We start from the raw sequence: 17,680 nt of genomic DNA on the forward strand, positions 1-17,680 counted from the left end.
CCCCCTATGCACGAGGTCATCACCCGGCTCCGCTCCAAGAAGGCGGACGAGGGCTTCACCCTCATCGAGCTGCTCGTCGTCGTGGTCATCATCGGCATCCTGGTGGCCATCGCCGTGCCGGTGTACTTGAACTACCGCAAGGGCGCGGCCGACAAGTCGGCTCAGTCCGACGTCCGGGGTGCGGTGAGCACGATCGAGCAGTACTACACCGACAACAACAACTCGTACCCGACCACCGTGATCGCCAGCGTCAAGGCGAGCTTCAGCGTCAAGGACGGCACCACCACCGGCAGCGCCGGCACGGCCGGCTGGATCACGCTCTCCGACGGTACCGAGATGGCCTACAAGCCGGCCGTGACCGGCGCCGCCGGCTCCCAGACGGCCGCGTCGTACAAGGTCTGTGCCCGCAACAACAACGGCACCCAGAAGATCTACGCCTACGACAGCTCGGTCGGCGGCTCGGTCAAGGCCCTGGGCAGCAGCGCGGTCCTGGCCGACTGCGCCTGATCCGCACCTGTTCCACCGGCTGTGAGAGGAGGGCGACGACGATGCTGCTGATCGTGGTGGCCCTCCTCGGCCTGGCCGTCGGCTCGTTCCTCAACGTGGTCATCTACCGGGTGCCGCGGGACGAGTCGCTGATCCACCCGCGCTCACACTGCCCGGCCTGCGGCAACGAGGTCCGTAACCGGCACAACGTGCCGGTGCTGGGCTGGCTGATGCTGCGGGGCCGGTGCGCCGACTGCGACACGCCGATCAGCCCGCGCTACCCGTTCGTGGAGACGCTGACCGCCCTCCTGTTCGTGGCCGTGACCGCGAAGTTCGGGCTCAGCTGGGAACTGCCGGCGTATCTCTACCTGGCGGCGATCGCGATCGCCCTGGCCGTCATCGACCTCGACGTCATGCGGCTGCCCGACAAGATCGTCCTCCCCTCGTACGCGGTGGCCCTGGTCCTGATCGCGCCGGCCGTGATCGCCGACCACGGCTGGGGCCAGGCCGGTCGCGGCCTGATCGCGGCGGCCGTGCTCTACGCGATCTACTTCGTCTTCGCCCTGCTGCCCAGCGGGATGGGCGGCGGCGACGTCAAACTGGCCCCGCTGCTCGGCTTCTACCTGGGCTGGCTCGGCTGGAGCTCGGTGCTGATCGGCGCGTTTGCCGCGTTCCTGCTCGGCGGCGTGGTCGGCGCGGCGCTGATGGCGTTGCGCCGGGCCGGCCGCAAGTCCCGCATCCCCTTCGGGCCCTACATGCTGGCGGGCGCCTTCCTCGCGGTCTTCGCGGGGGCGCCGATCGCCGACTGGTACTCGTCCCTCCTCGTACCCTCCGCCTGAAAGGACTCTGATGGCAGGCGCACCCCCGATCGGGCTGGACATCGGCTCGTCCTCCATCCGGGCCGTCGAGGTCCGCCGCGGCAAGGACGACTACTCGCTGAACAACTTCGGCCAGGTGCCGCTGCCCCCGGGCGCGGTCAACGGCGGCGTGGTGCAGGACCCGATGATGGTCACCTCGGCCATCAAGCAGCTCTGGACGGCCTGCAAGTTCGGCTCCAAGAACGTCAGCATCGCGGTGACCAGCCCACAGCTGGTGGTCCGCGAGATGAGCCTGCAGAAGCTCCCGCCCAAGGAGATGAAGCTGGCCCTGCCGTTCCAGGTCAAGGACGCGCTGCCGCTGGCCGTCGAGCGCTCGCTGCTCGACTTCTACCCGCTCGAGGACCCGGGCGACAATCCGAACGTGCGCGGCCTGCTCATCGCCATGCCCAAGGACGCCGTGCTGAGCTCGGTGGCCGCCGTCGAGAAGGCCGGCCTGCACGTCAAGGCGGTCGACCTGGCCTCGTTCGCGATGCTGCGGGCCGCCTCCCGGCTGGACACCCAGGTCGAGGCGATCGTCGACGTCGGCTACGACGTGACCAGCGTGATCGTGCACGCCGACGGCGAGCCGCTGATCGTGCGGACCGTGCCCCGGGGCGGCCAGGAGATCACCGATGCCATGGCCACCCGGCTCGGCGTCCCGCCCGGCGAGGCCGAGATGATCAAGTGCCGCTACGGCCTGCACGGCGACGGCAGCCCGGAGTCGGTCGAGGCCGCCATCGAGGCGGTCCGTCCGCTGGTCAACGAGCTGCGCAGCTCGTTCACGTACCTGGCCTCGGGCGAGCGGCAGAAGCAGGTCACCCGCCTCGCCCTGTGCGGTGGCAGCGCCCTCATGCCGGGCCTGGCCGAGCACCTGCAGGACCAGCTGCGGATCACCGTGATGTACGCGGACAGCGCCAGCCGCCTCCGCGACACCCGCAAGGGCCGCGAGCGCGGCTTCGACAGTTTCGTGCCGTCGGCCGCCGTGTCGATCGGCCTGACGTTGGGAGCGGCAGCCTGATGGCGACCTCGACGACGACCCTGATGCCGATCGACACCGCGGTCTCCCCCGAGCAGGCGGCGCGGATCCTGCCGATCCGGGCCAACCTGCTGCCGGGCGAGCTGACCGCCGGCCGCAACGCCCGCCGCACCCGCTTCCTGCTGATCGCCGCCGTCGTCCTGGTCGTCGGCGTGATGGCCGCCTGGTATGTCTACGCCCGCCAGACCTGGAACGACGCCGACTTCAATTTGACCACGGCCAACGAGCAGGTCAGCGATCTCACCCGGACCAAGAACAAGACTTACGCCGAGGTGACCCAGTTGCTCAACGACCGGGACCGGGTCAAAGGCGAACTCAAGTCGCTGCTGGCGACCGACACGTCCTGGACGGCCGACTTCGGCTACGTCAGCACCGACGCCTTGACCTCCGGCGTCACCCTCCTGCAACTGGTGGGCACGCTCACCAAACAGGACACCGGGGCCAAGAGCGACGTCGTCGCCACGATCGCGGTCAGCGGCACCGGGCCGGACCGCCGGACGATCGCCGCGTTCATCGACAAGCTCGCGGCCCGGGAGCAGCTGACGCAGCCGTATGCCACCACCGTGACCTACAGCGAGGGCGACAAGAACTACGCCTTCAGCCTGACCGTCGGACTCACCAGCAAGGCCCTGTGCGGTCGTTACACCACCACCTGCGGGACGGGAGACTGATGGACGCGCGCCGCTTGAATCAGATCTGGATCGCCGGCGGGATCGCGGCCATCATCCTGCTCGTCGCGGGCACCTGGCTGCTGCTGATCTCCCCCAAGCTTTCCGACGCCGACTCGCTGCAGTCACAGGCCGACGACGTCAACATCCAGCTGCTGCGACTGCGCAAGGACGTGGCCACGCTCAAGGCCGAGGAGGCCAAGAAGAGCACCACCCAGGCCGAGGTCAACGACCTCGCCGACAACCTGCCGGAGACCTACGGCGAGCCCGACTTCCTGCGCATGCTGCACTCCGTCGGCGCCGTCACGAACGTCGCGGTGAGTGGCTTCACCATGGGCAGCCCGGCCGCGTCGGGCACTGTGACGACCGCCGCCGAGCTGCCGATCTCGCTGGTCGCCACCGGCACCGCGACCAACATCTACCTGTTCATCACCGCGCTCCAGAACGTGCAGGACCGCGCCGTGCTGGTCCAGTCGGTGAGTCTTTCCGGCGAGGCGGGGTCGGACAAAGCCACCGCCAACCTGACCATGAACGCGTTCTGCACGACGTCCACTATCACCGACAAGCCGGACAAGGCGAAGGGCCGCAACGACATGTGCAAGACCGGCAACTGACGTTCACAGTGGGTACAACGGGTGAACCCGGTGGGTAGGCCCGCCACCCTGTTGTCACCCTGAGTACCCTGCCCGTATGTCTTACGCGGTCCCGCCGACCCGCACCGCCGCAGTCGCCCGCCAGCTGCGCAACGAGATAGTCACCGGAGAGCTGTCCCCGGGCACCCTGATCAAGGATGCTGAGCTGGCCCAGCGCCTGGGCGTGAGCATCACGCCGGTGCGCGAGGCGATCGCCCAGCTCTCGGTCGAGGGCCTGATCGACATCGCCCCCAACCGGACCCGGCACGTCACCCGGGTCACCCAGAAGAACGCCCTCGAGCTGATCGACGTGATGAGCGTCCTCGCCTGCGCGGGCTTCGAGTGGGGCGTCGACAACCTGACCACCACCCACATCGAGCTGATGCGCCAGCGGCAGCGCGAGTTCGTGGAGGCGCTGCGGGCCGGCAACGTGCTCGCGGCCAGCGCGGCCGGTGGCGACTTCAGCAGCATCGTGATCCTGGCCAGCGGCAACCGCGAGCTGCAGTCCATGGTGGATCTGGTCGTGGCCCGCACGATGCGGATCCTCGCCATGACCGCCGAGAGCAACATCTGGGGCACCTGGATCGAGGGCCACGACGCGATCCTGGGCCGGCTCGAGGCCGGCGACCGCAAGGGCGCCCTGACCCGGTACCGCGAGATCTACGTCGAGTACCGGGCCCGGGTCGAGCGCGAGCTCTTCGACTAACCGCCGAAGACCTGGGCCGCCGCCGTCGTGCGTACGGCAAATCGCTTGATCCCCCACCGCCGCTCGATCTCCGCCAGCTTGGCGACGATCTCACTCTTGGTGCCGATCAGGGCGTACGGCGCCGCGATCAGTTCCGCCTCGTCCATCTCCACCTCTTTGGCGTACGCGGCATAGCCTGCCCCGGCGTCGTCGGTGATCTCGAAGCGCTGGACCAGGGCCTCGGTCGGCGTGTCACCGCAGAGCTCGATCTGCGCGTCGATCTCCGGGCCGGTCCACCGGGTCTCGTGCGAGTGACCGTCGGCCAGCGTGCGGCCCAGGCCGGAGAGGCCGATCAGGTCGGCGTGCCCGGCGGCCCACTTCAGCAATCGGCTGTTGCCGCCGCCGATCAGCAGCGGCACCTCCTCCTGCACCGGTCGCGGCTTGGTCAGACCGTCCCCGGCCAGGATGCGTCGAGTCGCCTCGGCCACGGCGATGCAGTGGTCGACCCGCTCCCGCACGCCGGGACGCACCTTCCCGACCGCCTCCCACTCGGCCGGCGTGTGCCCGGCGCCGAGACCGAGGACGGCCCGGCCGCCCGAGACGACGTCGAGGGTCGCGACATCCGTGGCGAGCAGGATCGGCTCGCGGACGCCGGCGTTGGAGACGTAGGAGCCCAGCCGCAACCGCGAGGTGACCGCGGCGGCCGCGGCCAGCGCGACGAACGGCGCCGCGCAGACGCCCGGATGGTCGGCGACATAGAGGGATTCGAAGCCGAGTCGCTCGGCCTCGCGGGCCAGCTCCGGCCATTGGGTCGCGGAGGTGGGCTGGGCCTGAAGGGAAAAGGTCGCCATGGCTCCGACCCTGCTGGTTGATCTTGGGTGCTGGGAAGGCTTTTTCGCGATCGGCGAAGGCGCTACCGGTCTGCAACCCGGTTCTCCCTGGAGGTCACCCCGGCCCGGCCGATGAGGCGGGTGTCCGGAGAGAAAGGCCTCCCCCCATGGCCCAGCGTCAAGACCTCATCCTCATCGCCGAGGACGACCCCGACACCCGCGACCTGCTCACGGTCACGTTGGAAGCGGCCGGATTCCGGTCCGTGGCCGCCAAGGACGGCAACACGGCGGCCCGGATCCTCAAGGTGGCCCGGCCGATCGGCCTGATCACGGACGTACGGATGCCCGCCCTCAACGGAATGGAGCTCGCACAGATCGCCCGGCTCGACCCGGCGAGCCGCCACACCGCGATCCTCATGATCTCGGCCAGCACCCACCCGCACGACATCGATGCCGGCCTCGGCGCCGGCGCCGACCGCTACCTGCCCAAACCGCTCCAGCCGCTCCGGGTCGTCGCCGAACTGCGCGACCTGATCGCGTCCCGCTTCTAGGAGGAATTGACCATGACCGCGCTTCTCGACCGCCCCACGGACCTCGACGCGTTCACCCTGGCGATGACCTCCCGGCCGATCACCATGCCGGCCGCCCCCAGCATCCTCATCGCGGACGACGACGACGAGGTCCGCGACGTCATCGAGTACCGCCTGCAGGTGGCCGGCTTCCGCACGCTCACCGCCGACAACGGCCTTACGGCCCTGACCCTGGCCGTCGAGCGCCGCCCCCAGGTGATCATCCTCGACGTGACGATGCCCCAGCTCGACGGTCTGACGGTCTGCTCCGAGCTGCACGCCACGGCCGCCACGGCCGAGATCCCGGTCCTCATGATCAGCGGCCACGCCGACCAGGCCCGCCTGCTCGCCGCCGGCGCCGACGACTTCCTGCCCAAGCCGTTCAGCTCCCGCGAGATGATGCGCCGCGTCAACTGGCTGCTTTTGTCTTCATAACTTTCGGTCCACGTTTGCGGGTGTTCTCCGGGGGTAGGCGCAGGACCAGCCCTATAGTTTCCGCTCGTGCCCCCGGAACTGCGCACCGCAGAGGCCGACGACCCCCCTGGAGAGCAGGAGGGGCTCGTCATGCCCGCAGTAGGGACGTGGCTACGCCGCGTGCGGCGCCGGGACGGCGTCCGGCTCCGGCCGGAGGACTTCGGCGCCGTCGCATATGTCGCCGCAATCGACCGCTTCGTCGCCCTCGATCACGCGGCCGCGGCCTTCGTGGCCGGGCTCGGCCCGCGCGGAACGGCGGTGGATCACGCTCGGGAGCCGATGGCGGCCCGGCTCGCCGCCGCCGGCCTGATCGAGCCGGTGGCCGACCGCCCGCTGGCCGGCCGCTCCTTGATCGGCGACTTCACCGAGATGCCCCCGCTCGGGGACCCCCTGGTGGTGAACGTCTTCGCCACGGCCTGGTGCCCGCTGCGCTGCCGCTACTGCCACGCCGACGACCTCATGCAGCCCTTCCGCGCCGACCCCGGTGACATCGAGCGGGTGGCGGCGACAGCCGCCGCCGTGCCGGCCATGGTCGCGGTGGTGACCGGCGGCGACCCGATCCTCGACCCGGCGCGCACCCAGCGGCTGATCGCCCGGCTGGCCGAGACGAAGGCGATCGTCGTCGACACGTCCGGCGCGGGTGACATCACGCCCCTGATCCCGCTGCTCAAGCAGGTTCAGGGCCACCTTCGGGTGTCGCTCGACAGCGCCGGGGCCGCCCTGCACGACCGGCTGCGCCCGATCAATCCGCGCCTGCTCCCCCGCGGGACCAGCTCCCACGAGCAGGCCTGGGCCACGATCCAGCACGCCGTCACGGCCGACATCGGCACCACCGTGCAAACGGTCGTGTCGCGGGCCAACCAGCGGGAGGACGAGCTGATCGCACTGGCCCGGAAACTCGTCGGCGCCGGCGTCCGGAACTGGGTGTTGCACCTGGCCGTGGCCGCCGGAAAAGCGGCGCAGGGCCCCGGCCGTCAGCTGCTGCCCACCGACGACGCCCGCGCGGTGGTCGACCGGCTGGTCGCCCGGCTCGAGACCGAGGACGAGTTCCGCCCGCTACGGGTCCGGGTGACGGCCACCAACGCGAGACCGAACGCGGTCCTGCTGGTCGGCAGCCAGGGCGAGCTCTACGTCGAGCGAGGCCCCACCGGCAAGGTCCAGCTGGCGTCCGCGGCCCACGACACCGACGAGGTGCGGCGCCTCTTCCGCACCAACGTCGACCTGCAGGCACACGCCGACCGCTACTTGGGCGGCACCGCACCCATCTGAGCGGCCCTCATCGAGGCGGCTCAGGCGACGGCGGGCGCCCGGCCGGCTGAGGCGTGGCGCAGGGCCAACTGGTTGAGCCGCGGGCGGATCGCGGTCGTGGTGGACAAGTGCAGGGCGGTCGCGGGCGAAATGTCGCCCAGCTCGGGGCGGGGGTCGCGGAACCACGCGGCCATCTGCTCGCGGGCCAGGGCGGGCTTGAGCAGAGCGATGATGTGGCAGGCGGCCTGCAGCCGCTCCCGGGCCAGCAGGCTCGACCCGTCCCACTCGGCAGCCCATCGCTCCAGGTCGTGGACGCGCTGGGCCCCACCGACATACGCGGTGAGCTCGCGCCCGATCGACGTGGCGCACTCGAACACGAGCAGGCCGATCTCCTCAGCCCACTTCTTGGCCTCGGTTGTCCCGTGCGGCATGCCTTCAATCTAACCCGCCGCGACCAGGACGGCGACCGGCCGACAGGTCAGTCGTGCTCGGCCAGGAACCAGGCCGAGATCCGCTGGGCCAGCGGATCGGCCAGCGCGGGGTCGTCGGCCAGGGCGGCCACCACGTCCGGCCACACGGTGAAGTTGCGCCCGGCGAGCTCGGCCCCGCCGCCGAAGCGCAGGTAGGCGGGGAGCAGGAAGGCGTTCTCGACCAGCCACGGCAGGTAGCGGCCGCGCCGGCGCCAGTGTTCGCGGGTCATGACCCGCTCGATGGCCCGGTGCAGGTCCTGGTGGTGGTCCCAGCGGATCAGCCCGGAGTCCTGTGTCAGATTGTCGATCCGGGGGTGGTAGAGGTGCCGGGTCTGCTCCCCGCTCACCTTCTGCCGGTGCTGCCAGAAGAACAGCTCGTCCACGCCGGCCAGCGTCATCACCTCGCCGATCCGCCGGTCGAGCAGTTTCGCGTGGTAGAGGGACCAGATGGCGGGCGCGGTGAGCAGCCGCCGGGCGCTGCGGGTGCGCAGCAGGTCGAGGATCTGCGTGGCGTCCTGGGGGCGGTTCTCCAGCTCCTCGTCGGGCAGGATCTTGGCCGCCCGCAGGGTGTCGTAGACGCTGGGCTTGCGCTGGCCGTAGTACTCCTGCAGCACCGGCCAGGGCCGGGTCGGCCGTTCGCGCAGCGGCCGCTGGCGGGTCTCCTCCTCCTCGATCCAGGATCGCAGCGGCACGATCTCCGGGCGCTGCGCCTGCGGGATGAGGCCGAACCAGGCGTTCACCCGCTCCTCGAACAGGTCCTGAATCGCCGGCTGGTAGTCGCCGAAGTCGTCCAGCGCCAGCACCACGTGCACGCCGTGGGCGGACAGGGCGGCCGCGGCCAGGGCCTGCACCATGTGGATGACCGAGGGCTCGCGCAGCCGGACCGGCCAGAACAGCAGTGTCGGCGGCGGCGAGGCCGGCCGCTCGAGCCGCCACTGGAACCGCTTGTCGAGCTGGCGGAGCAGATCGACGGTGCTCTCGGCGGGGGCCCGCAGCGGCACCGCGCCCAGCACGCGCAGCAGGGCGGGCTGCTCGTGGAACCGGGGCTGGGGCACCGGCGGCGGCGCCCCGGGCTCGCCCGGCACGAGCGCGAGCTGGACGGCCAGCTTCTGCAGCAGCAGATCACTGTCCACTCCGGAGTAGACGGTGACCGAGTCGCCGCCGCCGATCCGCTCGCCGAGGTTGCGGATCCGCGGTTCGCGGTTGCCGTGCTCGTCGGGCACGGCCCACAGGACCCGGGCCCCGTCCAGCACGGCCGCCTGCAGGGCCCGCACGATGATCGGATCGCCGTCGCGCACCCCGAGCACGCAGACGGTGCTCTCGGCGAGCAGCTGCCGGAGCCGCTCGGCCGCCACGGCGGGCAGGCGCGCGTCGCGGTAGTCCACGATCTGCGGCCGTCGCTGCGCCCGGTCGAGCGGCCGCCAGAAGCCGAGCACGTGCAGGACCCGTACGCCTCCGTTGCGTGTCGGCCCTCCCGGGCCGAGAAGGGCCGGTTCGGCGTCCTTGCCGAGCTGTCCCAGCGCCACCTCGACCGCCGGGTCGAGCCGCGTGGTCAGCAGGCCGTCGCCGAAGCGCTCGGGAAAGTGGGCGACGAGCCGCCCCAGGGCCTGAAGGCCCGCGTCGATCCGCCAGGACTCCCGGTCCAGCTCCAGGATCCGGCCCGACTCCACATTGATCGCGCCGCTCGGCTCGGCGTCGGCCGGCTGCCCGTCGCCGGGCGAGTGGTACGACTCCAGCACCGCCCGCTGGAAGACGACGTCGAACTCGCGCGGGCCGAGAAAATCGTCGAAGGCCGCGCGGTACGCCACGTAGCGGTCGGCCGGGTCGGTGATGGTGCGCCGGACGCGGGTGATCTCGTCCTGCAGCTCGTCGTTGCGCAGGCGCCGGACATGCTCCTCGGCCGCCCGCAGGACCCGGGTCAGCCAGGGCGGCGACGCCCGCGGGAGATCGGGACCGATGATCAGCCGGAGTGGGCGGGCAGGCTCGCGCAGTTCGCGACTCAGCCGTTCGAGCAGTTCGCTCTCGCCGGCGAACCGGGCCACCGCTACTCCCTACTCTCGACAGAACTCCCGGTAAGCATGCTTACACCATTTGTTCATACCCGAGCGCGCCGGGCGTCACGGGTCCACGATCGACGAGTCGGCCATCCGACAGCTCGGCCTCCAACTGACCCGGCCCCCACCCGAAGTACCCGACGAACAGCCGCAGCCGGACCCCGCCGGTCCGGGCGTGCCGCGGGTTCGCCACCAGGTTGAGCACCCCGACCCGGCCGGCCACCGGGCGGAACTCGGGTGGGGCGCTGCCACTGTCCTCGGGCACGACGGCGACCCCGATCGCCTCGAGTTTGCTGAGCGGGCCGCCGTCGTACAGCACCCGGGGTTCGGTCGTGGTGTCCGCCCACTCCTCGAGGAAGCGGTGCACCGGGCGGTCGGTGGGGGCGTTGATGCGTACGGCCACCGCCCCGACGTCGATCTGGTGCTCGAGCACCAGCAGTACCGCCGGGGCCTCGGCGTCGGAGTCGATCGAGCCGTCCGTGCTGTGCAGGAGGTGACCGACCAGCCCGTGACTGGTCCGATGGGCCGCGTTGCGCACCAGGTACAAGCCGGCGTTGTGCTCACGGAACTCCGGGGCCGGCCGGTTGCGGGCGGCGAGCGCCTCCCGCAGGGCGAGCATGACGGTCCGCAGGTCGAGCGGGTTGGGCCCGTCCGGCAGACCGGCCCGGATGGTACGGATCAGCTCGCCGGTGAAGGCCGTGTACTCCTCGTCGGCCGGGGCGAAGGCGGTGCTGGTGCGCGAGGTCGCGGCGACCACGGCCGCCTGGTCGATGCGGAGCAGCACGCCGTCGCCGCCGGCCATGACCTCCAGCGCGCGGGCGGCGTAGCAGCAGTCGAGGATCACCATCCGGCGCGGGGCCGAGCTCTCGGCCAGCCGGCGGCGGACCAGGGAGTACGGAAAAGAGGTCGTGCTGAGCAGCGACTCGTCGGTGGCCCGCAACGCGAGCTGGAGCGTGCCGTCGTCGTGGACGATCCCGTGCCCGGCGAAATAGATCAGCAGCTGGCCGTCCGGCCCGACCGCGCCGGCCGCGTCGCGCAGGGCGATGTCCACGTCGCTGGGCTGCCCCGGGTTGAGCAGCACCTGGCAGCGCTCCTCGGGCAGTCCCCAGTAGATCTCGTCGGTCAGCAGCTTGCGGAGCTCACGCAGATTACGCTCGACGGAGGGCAGATCGGCCAGCTGATCGTTGTCGTAGACGGCCGAGCCGATCAGTACGGCGTACGACTCACCGGGGTCCGGCATGGACGGGGCCGTCACGGGAGTGCCCACCATCCCGTCAGGGTAAGCCCCACCCGCGCCGTCACGACTCGTCCGACTGACCGTCCGGCTCCAACTGCCGGCGCAGCCAGACCGCGAGCTCGTCCGGGTCGCGGAAGCGGGCGGTGTCCACCTCGGCCTCCCGGTCGCCGTACTTGATCTTCAGGCGGGTCCGGCGCATGGACAGGCGCGCGGTGGCCCAGCCGCCGATCAGCGAGACGATCGCCGTCAGCGTCGCCTTGTCGGTGGCCACCGCGACCAGGGCCTCGACGGCGCCGCTGCCCGGCATGGTGCCCGGCTCGGGCTGCGCCCGCTCGACCGTCACGGGCACGCCCCGCAGCTGACCCGACTCGGTGATCCATTTCCGCAGCGCGAGGAGGTCTTCACCGTCCGCGGCCGTCACCCGCAATTCGCCCATACCGTCAGCTTACGAGCGCCGCGCCACACTATCTTGGCGGCGGCGTCAACTTGCGTTACGTTCTTGACCATGGAGTCAAGTAACGCCGAGCCGGTCGCCTCAGACCCTCCTCCCCCCACGCCGGCCCCCGCCGGCGCGTCTCTCCCCACGCCGGCCCCCGCCGGCTTGGTCATGTTGGAGCCGGTGGAGGACGCCGGCGCCTGTTCCGTGGATGGATGGTGCGACTGATGAGCAGCAGCGTGTTCGGCCGGACGGCCGAGCCGATCGTGATCGATGTCTGGAGCGACGTCGTCTGCCCGTTCTGCTACCTCGGCCACGCCGTTCTCGCGGAGGCCATCGAGCAGTTCCCGCACGGCTCCACGGTGCAGGTCCGCTACCACAGCTTCCAGCTCAACCCGGGCTTCAAGCCGGGCGAGGCGATGCTGGCCGACGAGTACCTGGCCGCCCACCACCACCTGCCCAAGGCCCAGCTGGAGGCCTCGCACGCCCAGCTGGCCGCGCGCGGCGCCGCCGCCGGCCTGCACTACAAGTTCGAGACCGCGCACATGGTCAACACCCTGGACGCCCACCGCATGATCCACCTGGCCCGGGCCCACGGCCGCGAGACCGAGATGGTCGAGCGCCTGTTCAAGGCGGAGTTCACCGACGGCCTCAACCTGGCCGACCACGAGGTCCTGGCCGACCTCGCGGCCGAGCTGGGCCTCGACCGCGACGAGGCGGTCAAGACCTTGCAGACCCAGGGGTACGAGGAGGACATCCGCACCGATCTGACCCAGGCGAGCCAGCTCGGCATCAGCGGCGTCCCGTTCTTCGTCTTCGACAACAAGCGCGCCGTCTCCGGCGCCCAGCCGGTCGAGCTGTTCCGCCGCGCCCTCGACCTCTCCTGGCAGGACCGGGAGACCCAGCCGGCATGACCCGGCTCCGCGCCGACGCGGCCCGCAACGTCGAGGGCATCCGCCGCGCTGCCCTCGACGTCTTCCGCGCCTCCGGCCTGACCACCCCCCTGGACGAGGTCGCCAAGGCCGCCGGCGTCAGCAAGGGCACCATCTACCACCGCTTCGGCAGCCGCCAGGCCCTCATCGACGCCGTCGTCGACGACCTCGTGGCCGAACGCCTCCGCGCCATCATCGAGGCCGTCTCGTCCTTCGACGACCCGCGGACCCGCTTCGAGGAATACCTGATGCGGATCTGGCTCCTGCAGTACGACGAGCCCGCCGCCAACGACGTCCTGGTCCGCGCCCTCCCCGACTCGGTCCAGCTGACCACCCTGTGCGACAAGGCCAACCGCTTCGGCCGCCAGCTCCTGGAGGCCGCCCAGTCCGCCGGCGCCATCCGCCCCGACCTGACCCCGACCGACCTGACCTATCTGCTCCTGGAACGCGGCGCCGCCCTACGCGCCTGCCCCGAACAGTCCCGCCCCGACTACACCCGCCGCCTGACCTTCTTACTGCACGGCCTCCGCACCTGAGCGTTCGGTTTCGGGCGCTGTTCAGTTTTTCTGAACGGTCGCCAAAACTGAACGCCGCGCCCTCTGTCACCGTCCTTGCTGCGGTCAGCCGAGCCCCAGTCCTCGCTCCAGGGCCCGGAGTAACGTATGCCGCCGATTCGGGGAGGCCGGCCAGTCGGGCGCGTTCGTCACCGTCATGTGGTGAACGAGTAGGTCTCGGGCGGAACCGGGCCAGCGTCTGGCGATCTCGGACAGGCGCTCGGGACCGACGATGCCGGAGATGTCCTCTCCGAGCACGCGGGCGGCCGCAGCCGCATCATCCAGGTCCTCCTCGATCAGCAGGGCTTGGCCACGCTCGGTCTCGTAGACGAATATTTCGACAGCTGCAGATTTCGTGTACCAGTAGATGACCGTGGCGATGTCGACGGCGTCCTTGTATTCGCCGTAGTCACTCCGGTCCAGCCACGCGGCGACCTTCAGCGCGGCGTAACCGGCTGCCCCAGGGATCCGGATACTTCCCACGGTGGGCAGCTCAAGCGGGTGGGCCGCCGCGTAGACCTCCGCGAAACCCCAGACGTTGATCGGTTCGCGGCGCGTCGCCGGGGTGACGGTTCCCGGTGGGTTCTCCACCGGCCCGAACGGCATGAGGTCGGCGGTCGTCTCCGCGATCCGGAAGCGAATCCCGGTTTTGCCCGCCGAGGGAAACCGGGTGACCAATTCGTCGTAGGCTGCCCAGTTGGCCACCGCCAGCCCGAGGTCGATGTCGGACGTGACGCGCAGAGCAAACTCATGCCCGAGAGCGCTCTGCAGGATGTCACGGCAGCGCGCGCCCACGAGCATCACTTCGGCGGGAACCAGGAGGGTCGACTTCGCCATGATCTCGCCCGCTACCCGGTCGACCAGGTGGAGCAGCGACGGATCGGCTCTATGCGGGTCGAGCATGATCAGCCCGCCACGTTCGGGCCACCTCGGCCAATCGGGGGTCACCGGTGACCATCAGGTCCGCGTACACCAGGGGCCAGGGAGCATTCTGAGTCTTGATGGCGGGATCCTCCTCGGCTGGGCGCGGCGAGGTCCAGAACTTCCGCCGGACGAAGATGTTGCGAACCCGATCAGGGTTGGTGCTCCATCGATTCACGATGGCGAGTTTCGGCTCCAGCGAGCTTACGTAGACGGTCATCGCCGCCGGACGCGCGATGTCGACTCCGGCGGCCGTCTCGCCGCTGAGATAGACGGGATGCTCACTCTTCAGCTGCAGGCTCGGATCGCCGTGGAATTCCGCGACCTCCAGACGCGGGCCGAGACCGGTCGGGTAGGCGGCGGTCCAGTAGTCGACAAGTTCGTCGATTCGAGTGAGACCCAGTGAGGAAGGCAGCAGAAAGCCGGCCTTCTCCAACTGGCTCATGGCATCTTGCGTCTGCCCCAGCGAGGCTCCCGAGGCGTTCGCGATCTTCCGCCGTCCCGCCCCGACCAGCTCCGGCCAGGCGAGCAGCGCCACAATGACCTGCGCCCGGCCTCGGCTGAACAGGTTCACCGGTTGCCCGGCGCTGCGGCCGGACGGAAGGGACGAGGCCTGATCGTTTCGCTCGGCGCGTCCTCGTATGTCGATGAAGACGTCGCCGAAGGAGATGAACGCGTTACCCAGGGCATCGATGAACTGGATGTTAGCCGCCCGGAATGCGTCGGCGCTCCGGCGGCTGATCCGATCGCCGATCACCAGCAGTGGATACGTTCGGGTGCGGCTTTCCCGATGGGCGACGGCGGTCAGGGTGGTCGCTTTCGCCTGCACCAGATATCCGGCTCTGGCGCTGCCACGCGACAAAACGACGACCGCATCCGCCCCCCCGTCTGCGGCCGGCGGCTCTTGCTCAAGGGCTATGCCGAATCCGCCCAGGCGCTCACGGGCCATCGCCAGGAACCGCTCCGTACTGCCCGAGCCGGTCGCCGTTCGGTTTTGCACACCGTTCAGTTTATTTGAACGACGCCTAAAACTGAACGGCTCCTCGCCCCGAACACAAAAACGCCCGGACCAATGTCCGGGCGTCTCCTCAAGGGTGGAGCTGAGGGGACTCGAACCCCTGACCCCCACACTGCCAGTGTGGTGCGCTACCAGCTGCGCCACAGCCCCTTGCCGTCCCCGGTTCACCCGGGCACGGAGGAAATACTACACACCTTCCGCGGGGGTCTGCCGGGACCCCCTCCCCTCCGGGGAAGCCTCAGTTCATCGCCGGGTCGGGTGGGAAGTGGGCCACCGCCGCCAGGATGTCGCCCTGGCGGCGTAGGACCATGGCCCACAGGTCGTCGGGGCGGTTGATGAAGGGGTCGCCGGGGAGGGCGTCCAGCAGGAACCAGGAGCCGGAGGCGATCTCCTCCTCGAGCTGGCCGGCCGACCAGCCCGAGTAGCCGGCGAAGACGCGGACGCCGGCCACGCTGTCGCGGAGACGTTCGGGGTCGGTGGAGAGGTCGACCGTGCCCAGCGAGCCCGACACCTGGTGGAAGCCGGAGACCCGTCTTTTCACCTCGGGGCGGGTGCGGGCCAGGCAGATCGCCGATTCGGGCTGGACCGGGCCGCCCTCGAACAGGACCGCCGGGTCGCCCGCGAGCTCGCCCCAGGTGCCGAGGACGTCCGCGACGGGGACCTCGGTGGCGCGGTTGAGCACCACGCCCAGGGCGCCGCCCGTCTCGTGGGCGACGAGCAGCACGACCGTACGGTCGAAGTTGGGGTCTTTGAGGGTGGGTGTGGCCACCAGGAGCCGGCCGGTCATCGACTCCATCGACCGGCCTCCGATCCGCTGACCCTCGCTATACACGGGCAGTCCGCAGCGTCACGCACAACGCTTCCACCAACGCCATGCATCGCACATTAGCCCGAGATTCCGGCCCCCGATAAGGTCTGGCCATGAACCCAGCGGCGGAGATCGGCGTCATCGGTGGCTCGGGGCTCTACGCCCTCCTGGACGGAGCGTCGGAGCACGTCGTGTCCACGCCCTACGGTGCACCCTCCGATCCGATCACTGTCGCCCGGGTGGGTGACCGCCGGGTGGCGTTCCTGCCGCGGCACGGGCGCGATCACCGCTACCCACCGCACAAGATCCCTTACCAGGCCAACCTCTGGGCGCTTCGCGCCTTGGGGGTACGCCAGATCGTCGCGCCCTGTGCCGTCGGTGGGCTGCGGCCCGAGCTGGGGCCGGGCACCTTCGTGGTTCCCGACCAGCTCATCGACCGGACGAGCGGGCGGGCGCAGACGTTCTACGACTCCGGCGCGATCCACGTGAACTTCGCCGATCCGTACTGCCCGGACGGCCGGGCCGCGGTGCTGGCGGCGGCCCGGCCGGTCCATCCGGTCGACGGCGGCACGATGGTGGTGGTCGAGGGGCCTCGGTTCTCCACCCGGGCCGAGTCGCGCTGGTTCACCTCGATCGGCGGCACGATCGTCAACATGACCGGCCATCCGGAGGCGGTCCTGGCCCGCGAGCTGGGTCTTTGTTACACGTCGATCGCGCTGGTCACCGATCTGGACGCCGGGGTGGAGGGCGAGCACGGGGTCACCCAGGAGGAGGTGTTCCGGGTGTTCGCCGACAACACGGCGCGCCTGCGATCCGTACTGCTGGAGGCCGTGACCAAGCTCCCGGCGGAACGGACCTGCCCGTGCGCGTCGGCCCTGGAGGGCCTGAAGTTGCCGATCGAGCTGCCGTAGGTAATTCGGCGGCGGCCGGCCGGGCGCCCGGGCTATGGTCCGGCAATGACCGACGCCGATGGCTTCTTCGGGGAGGACGTCGCCGAGACGTACGACATCCCGAACGACGCGCAGTTCCAGCCCGAGGTCATCGCCGAGACGGTGGACGTGCTGGCCGATCTGGCCGGTGGGGGCCGGGCGCTCGAGTTCGCGATCGGCACCGGCCGGGTCGCGGTGCCGCTGGCCCGGCGCGGCGTCGAGGTGCACGGCATCGACATGTCCCGCGCGATGCTGGCCCGGCTGGGCCCCAAACCGGGGGCCGAGAAGATCGGCGTCACCGTCGGCGATTTCACCACCACCCGGGTCGAGGGCGAGTTCGACCTGGTCTACCTCGTGTTCAACACGATCATGAATGTGACCACGCAGCAGGGTCAGGTGGCGGCCTTCCGCAACGCAGCCGCGCATCTGCGCCCCGGCGGCCGCTTCCTGGTCGAGGTGATGGTCCCGGAGCTGCGCAAGCTGCCGCCGGGCCAGACCGCCGTCCCGTTCACGGTGACGCCGGCCCGGCTCGGCTTCGACACCTATGAGCCCGCGACGCAGGCGATGAGCTCGGTCCACGTGGTCGACGGCAGGGTCAGCTCCATTCCTTTCCGGTATGTCTGGCCGGCCGAGCTCGACCTCATGGCCCAGTTGGCCGGCATGACCCCGGAGCACCGCTGGGAGTCGTGGGCGCGCACCCCGTTCGGCAACGAGAGCAACTCCCACATCTCCACGTGGATCTTGCCTCAGCTGTGACTCACGTCACATACGGGTTCAGCTGTTTCGCGGACAGGGTCCGATGCGTGATGGTATTCGCCGTTGATCCTCGGCGAAGG

Annotated in this window: 21 protein-coding genes and 1 tRNA gene; 13 read left to right on the forward strand and 9 right to left on the reverse strand. The window is 70.3% G+C overall.

Going from position 1 to position 17,680, the window contains the following annotated elements:
- Nucleotides 1-6 precede the first annotated feature (6 nt).
- The 6 genes from AB0J66_RS44910 to AB0J66_RS44935 all read left to right on the forward strand — a co-directional run bounded on the left by AB0J66_RS44910 (nucleotide 7) and on the right by AB0J66_RS44935 (nucleotide 4,385).
- The gene (locus tag AB0J66_RS44910; protein ID WP_364674209.1) at nucleotides 7-507 is read left to right on the forward strand and encodes a prepilin-type N-terminal cleavage/methylation domain-containing protein; all 501 of its coding nucleotides are present in this window, start codon (nucleotides 7-9) and stop codon (nucleotides 505-507) included.
- A gap of 41 nt (nucleotides 508-548) precedes the next feature.
- Complete coding sequence (locus AB0J66_RS44915; RefSeq protein ID WP_364674211.1) at nucleotides 549-1,325, forward strand: prepilin peptidase; 777 nt, start codon at nucleotides 549-551, stop codon at nucleotides 1,323-1,325.
- 10 nt (nucleotides 1,326-1,335) lie between these two features.
- Entirely contained in the window at nucleotides 1,336-2,361 is a 1,026-nt protein-coding gene (pilM, locus tag AB0J66_RS44920) for a type IV pilus assembly protein PilM (protein WP_364674214.1), read from the forward strand.
- Nucleotides 2,361-3,050 (forward strand): hypothetical protein, encoded by a 690-nt coding sequence (locus AB0J66_RS44925; protein ID WP_364674216.1) that lies wholly within the window; start codon nucleotides 2,361-2,363, stop codon nucleotides 3,048-3,050. Before pilM ends, AB0J66_RS44925 begins: the two co-directional genes overlap by 1 nt.
- A gap of 14 nt (nucleotides 3,051-3,064) precedes the next feature.
- Nucleotides 3,065-3,661, forward strand: coding sequence for a type 4a pilus biogenesis protein PilO (pilO, locus tag AB0J66_RS44930; protein ID WP_364674219.1), 597 nt, complete (start codon nucleotides 3,065-3,067; stop codon nucleotides 3,659-3,661).
- A gap of 76 nt (nucleotides 3,662-3,737) precedes the next feature.
- On the forward strand, nucleotides 3,738-4,385 hold the full coding sequence (locus AB0J66_RS44935) for a GntR family transcriptional regulator (RefSeq protein WP_364674221.1): 648 nt from the start codon (nucleotides 3,738-3,740) through the stop codon (nucleotides 4,383-4,385).
- Here the strand turns inward: AB0J66_RS44935 and AB0J66_RS44940 are convergent.
- Nucleotides 4,382-5,215, reverse strand: coding sequence for an LLM class flavin-dependent oxidoreductase (locus AB0J66_RS44940; protein ID WP_364674224.1), 834 nt, complete (start codon nucleotides 5,213-5,215; stop codon nucleotides 4,382-4,384). The two genes, AB0J66_RS44935 and AB0J66_RS44940, sit on opposite strands and share 4 nt — an antisense overlap.
- Before the next feature lie 146 nt (nucleotides 5,216-5,361).
- Here AB0J66_RS44940 and AB0J66_RS44945 point away from each other — a divergent pair, with 146 nt between their 5' ends.
- From AB0J66_RS44945 to AB0J66_RS44955, 3 genes are all read left to right on the forward strand, one after another.
- Complete coding sequence (locus AB0J66_RS44945; protein WP_364674226.1) at nucleotides 5,362-5,745, forward strand: response regulator; 384 nt, start codon at nucleotides 5,362-5,364, stop codon at nucleotides 5,743-5,745.
- 12 nt (nucleotides 5,746-5,757) lie between these two features.
- Nucleotides 5,758-6,198, forward strand: coding sequence for a response regulator (locus AB0J66_RS44950; RefSeq protein ID WP_364674229.1), 441 nt, complete (start codon nucleotides 5,758-5,760; stop codon nucleotides 6,196-6,198).
- Between the two features lie 129 nt (nucleotides 6,199-6,327).
- A complete protein-coding gene (locus tag AB0J66_RS44955) occupies nucleotides 6,328-7,506 on the forward strand; it encodes a radical SAM protein (protein WP_364674232.1) in 1,179 nt (392 codons plus the stop codon).
- Nucleotides 7,507-7,526: 20 nt separating this feature from the next.
- Here AB0J66_RS44955 and AB0J66_RS44960 read toward each other — a convergent pair whose 3' ends face one another.
- The 4 genes from AB0J66_RS44960 to AB0J66_RS44975 are packed head-to-tail and all read right to left on the reverse strand — an operon-like array spanning nucleotide 7,527 to nucleotide 11,682.
- The gene (locus AB0J66_RS44960) at nucleotides 7,527-7,916 is read right to left on the reverse strand and encodes a hypothetical protein (RefSeq protein ID WP_364674234.1); all 390 of its coding nucleotides are present in this window, start codon (nucleotides 7,914-7,916) and stop codon (nucleotides 7,527-7,529) included.
- A 47-nt stretch (nucleotides 7,917-7,963) separates the two neighbouring features.
- A complete protein-coding gene (locus tag AB0J66_RS44965; RefSeq protein WP_364674236.1) occupies nucleotides 7,964-9,997 on the reverse strand; it encodes a hypothetical protein in 2,034 nt (677 codons plus the stop codon).
- A gap of 40 nt (nucleotides 9,998-10,037) precedes the next feature.
- The gene (locus AB0J66_RS44970) at nucleotides 10,038-11,279 is read right to left on the reverse strand and encodes a YqgE/AlgH family protein (RefSeq protein ID WP_364674237.1); all 1,242 of its coding nucleotides are present in this window, start codon (nucleotides 11,277-11,279) and stop codon (nucleotides 10,038-10,040) included.
- A 28-nt stretch (nucleotides 11,280-11,307) separates the two neighbouring features.
- The gene (locus AB0J66_RS44975) at nucleotides 11,308-11,682 is read right to left on the reverse strand and encodes a hypothetical protein (RefSeq protein WP_364674242.1); all 375 of its coding nucleotides are present in this window, start codon (nucleotides 11,680-11,682) and stop codon (nucleotides 11,308-11,310) included.
- A 227-nt stretch (nucleotides 11,683-11,909) separates the two neighbouring features.
- On the opposite strand from AB0J66_RS44975, the gene AB0J66_RS44980 reads away from it, so the two are divergent.
- Both AB0J66_RS44980 and AB0J66_RS44985 read left to right on the forward strand, forming a co-directional pair.
- Entirely contained in the window at nucleotides 11,910-12,596 is a 687-nt protein-coding gene (locus tag AB0J66_RS44980; protein WP_364674245.1) for a DsbA family oxidoreductase, read from the forward strand.
- Entirely contained in the window at nucleotides 12,593-13,150 is a 558-nt protein-coding gene (locus AB0J66_RS44985; protein WP_364674246.1) for a TetR/AcrR family transcriptional regulator, read from the forward strand. The genes AB0J66_RS44980 and AB0J66_RS44985 overlap by 4 nt, the downstream gene beginning before the upstream one ends.
- A gap of 84 nt (nucleotides 13,151-13,234) precedes the next feature.
- Here AB0J66_RS44985 and AB0J66_RS44990 read toward each other — a convergent pair whose 3' ends face one another.
- The 4 genes from AB0J66_RS44990 to AB0J66_RS45005 all read right to left on the reverse strand — a co-directional run bounded on the left by AB0J66_RS44990 (nucleotide 13,235) and on the right by AB0J66_RS45005 (nucleotide 15,903).
- Nucleotides 13,235-14,071 (reverse strand): hypothetical protein, encoded by an 837-nt coding sequence (locus tag AB0J66_RS44990; RefSeq protein ID WP_364674249.1) that lies wholly within the window; start codon nucleotides 14,069-14,071, stop codon nucleotides 13,235-13,237.
- A complete protein-coding gene (locus AB0J66_RS44995) occupies nucleotides 14,055-15,089 on the reverse strand; it encodes a type IV toxin-antitoxin system AbiEi family antitoxin (protein ID WP_364674250.1) in 1,035 nt (344 codons plus the stop codon). Before AB0J66_RS44995 ends, AB0J66_RS44990 begins: the two co-directional genes overlap by 17 nt.
- 95 nt (nucleotides 15,090-15,184) lie before the next feature.
- A tRNA-Ala gene (locus tag AB0J66_RS45000) sits at nucleotides 15,185-15,257 on the reverse strand.
- 88 nt (nucleotides 15,258-15,345) lie between these two features.
- Nucleotides 15,346-15,903, reverse strand: a complete 558-nt coding sequence (locus AB0J66_RS45005; protein ID WP_364674253.1) for a YqgE/AlgH family protein — start codon at nucleotides 15,901-15,903, stop codon at nucleotides 15,346-15,348.
- A 125-nt stretch (nucleotides 15,904-16,028) separates the two neighbouring features.
- Here AB0J66_RS45005 and AB0J66_RS45010 point away from each other — a divergent pair, with 125 nt between their 5' ends.
- Nucleotides 16,029-16,826 carry an S-methyl-5'-thioadenosine phosphorylase gene (locus tag AB0J66_RS45010; protein WP_364674255.1) on the forward strand — a complete coding sequence of 266 codons (798 nt, stop codon included), beginning with the start codon at nucleotides 16,029-16,031 and terminating at the stop codon, nucleotides 16,824-16,826.
- A gap of 45 nt (nucleotides 16,827-16,871) precedes the next feature.
- On the forward strand, nucleotides 16,872-17,600 hold the full coding sequence (locus tag AB0J66_RS45015) for a class I SAM-dependent methyltransferase (RefSeq protein WP_364674257.1): 729 nt from the start codon (nucleotides 16,872-16,874) through the stop codon (nucleotides 17,598-17,600).
- The last annotated feature ends 80 nt before the right edge of the window (nucleotides 17,601-17,680 follow it).

The organism is Actinoplanes sp. NPDC049598, assembly GCF_040675435.1.
Classification (GTDB): domain Bacteria; phylum Actinomycetota; class Actinomycetes; order Mycobacteriales; family Micromonosporaceae; genus Actinoplanes.

Bases quoted from the DNA above. Each gene is read 5' to 3' on its own strand.
- AB0J66_RS44910 (WP_364674209.1), top strand. From the start codon at position 7: ATGCACGAGGTCATCACCCGGCTCCGCTCCAAGAAGGCGGACGAGGGC.
- AB0J66_RS44945 (WP_364674226.1), top strand. From the start codon at position 5,362: ATGGCCCAGCGTCAAGACCTCATCCTCATCGCCGAGGACGACCCCGAC.
- AB0J66_RS44935 (WP_364674221.1), top strand. From the start codon at position 3,738: ATGTCTTACGCGGTCCCGCCGACCCGCACCGCCGCAGTCGCCCGCCAG.
- AB0J66_RS44960 (WP_364674234.1), bottom strand. From the start codon at position 7,916: ATGCCGCACGGGACAACCGAGGCCAAGAAGTGGGCTGAGGAGATCGGC.
- AB0J66_RS45010 (WP_364674255.1), top strand. From the start codon at position 16,029: ATGAACCCAGCGGCGGAGATCGGCGTCATCGGTGGCTCGGGGCTCTAC.
- AB0J66_RS45005 (WP_364674253.1), bottom strand. From the start codon at position 15,903: ATGGAGTCGATGACCGGCCGGCTCCTGGTGGCCACACCCACCCTCAAA.
- AB0J66_RS44940 (WP_364674224.1), bottom strand. From the start codon at position 5,215: ATGGCGACCTTTTCCCTTCAGGCCCAGCCCACCTCCGCGACCCAATGG.
- AB0J66_RS44915 (WP_364674211.1), top strand. From the start codon at position 549: ATGCTGCTGATCGTGGTGGCCCTCCTCGGCCTGGCCGTCGGCTCGTTC.
- AB0J66_RS44970 (WP_364674237.1), bottom strand. From the start codon at position 11,279: ATGGTGGGCACTCCCGTGACGGCCCCGTCCATGCCGGACCCCGGTGAG.
- AB0J66_RS44925 (WP_364674216.1), top strand. From the start codon at position 2,361: ATGGCGACCTCGACGACGACCCTGATGCCGATCGACACCGCGGTCTCC.
- AB0J66_RS44980 (WP_364674245.1), top strand. From the start codon at position 11,910: ATGAGCAGCAGCGTGTTCGGCCGGACGGCCGAGCCGATCGTGATCGAT.
- AB0J66_RS44975 (WP_364674242.1), bottom strand. From the start codon at position 11,682: ATGGGCGAATTGCGGGTGACGGCCGCGGACGGTGAAGACCTCCTCGCG.
- AB0J66_RS44990 (WP_364674249.1), bottom strand. From the start codon at position 14,071: ATGCTCGACCCGCATAGAGCCGATCCGTCGCTGCTCCACCTGGTCGAC.
- AB0J66_RS44950 (WP_364674229.1), top strand. From the start codon at position 5,758: ATGACCGCGCTTCTCGACCGCCCCACGGACCTCGACGCGTTCACCCTG.
- AB0J66_RS44955 (WP_364674232.1), top strand. From the start codon at position 6,328: ATGCCCGCAGTAGGGACGTGGCTACGCCGCGTGCGGCGCCGGGACGGC.
- AB0J66_RS45015 (WP_364674257.1), top strand. From the start codon at position 16,872: ATGACCGACGCCGATGGCTTCTTCGGGGAGGACGTCGCCGAGACGTAC.
- pilM (WP_364674214.1), top strand. From the start codon at position 1,336: ATGGCAGGCGCACCCCCGATCGGGCTGGACATCGGCTCGTCCTCCATC.
- AB0J66_RS44985 (WP_364674246.1), top strand. From the start codon at position 12,593: ATGACCCGGCTCCGCGCCGACGCGGCCCGCAACGTCGAGGGCATCCGC.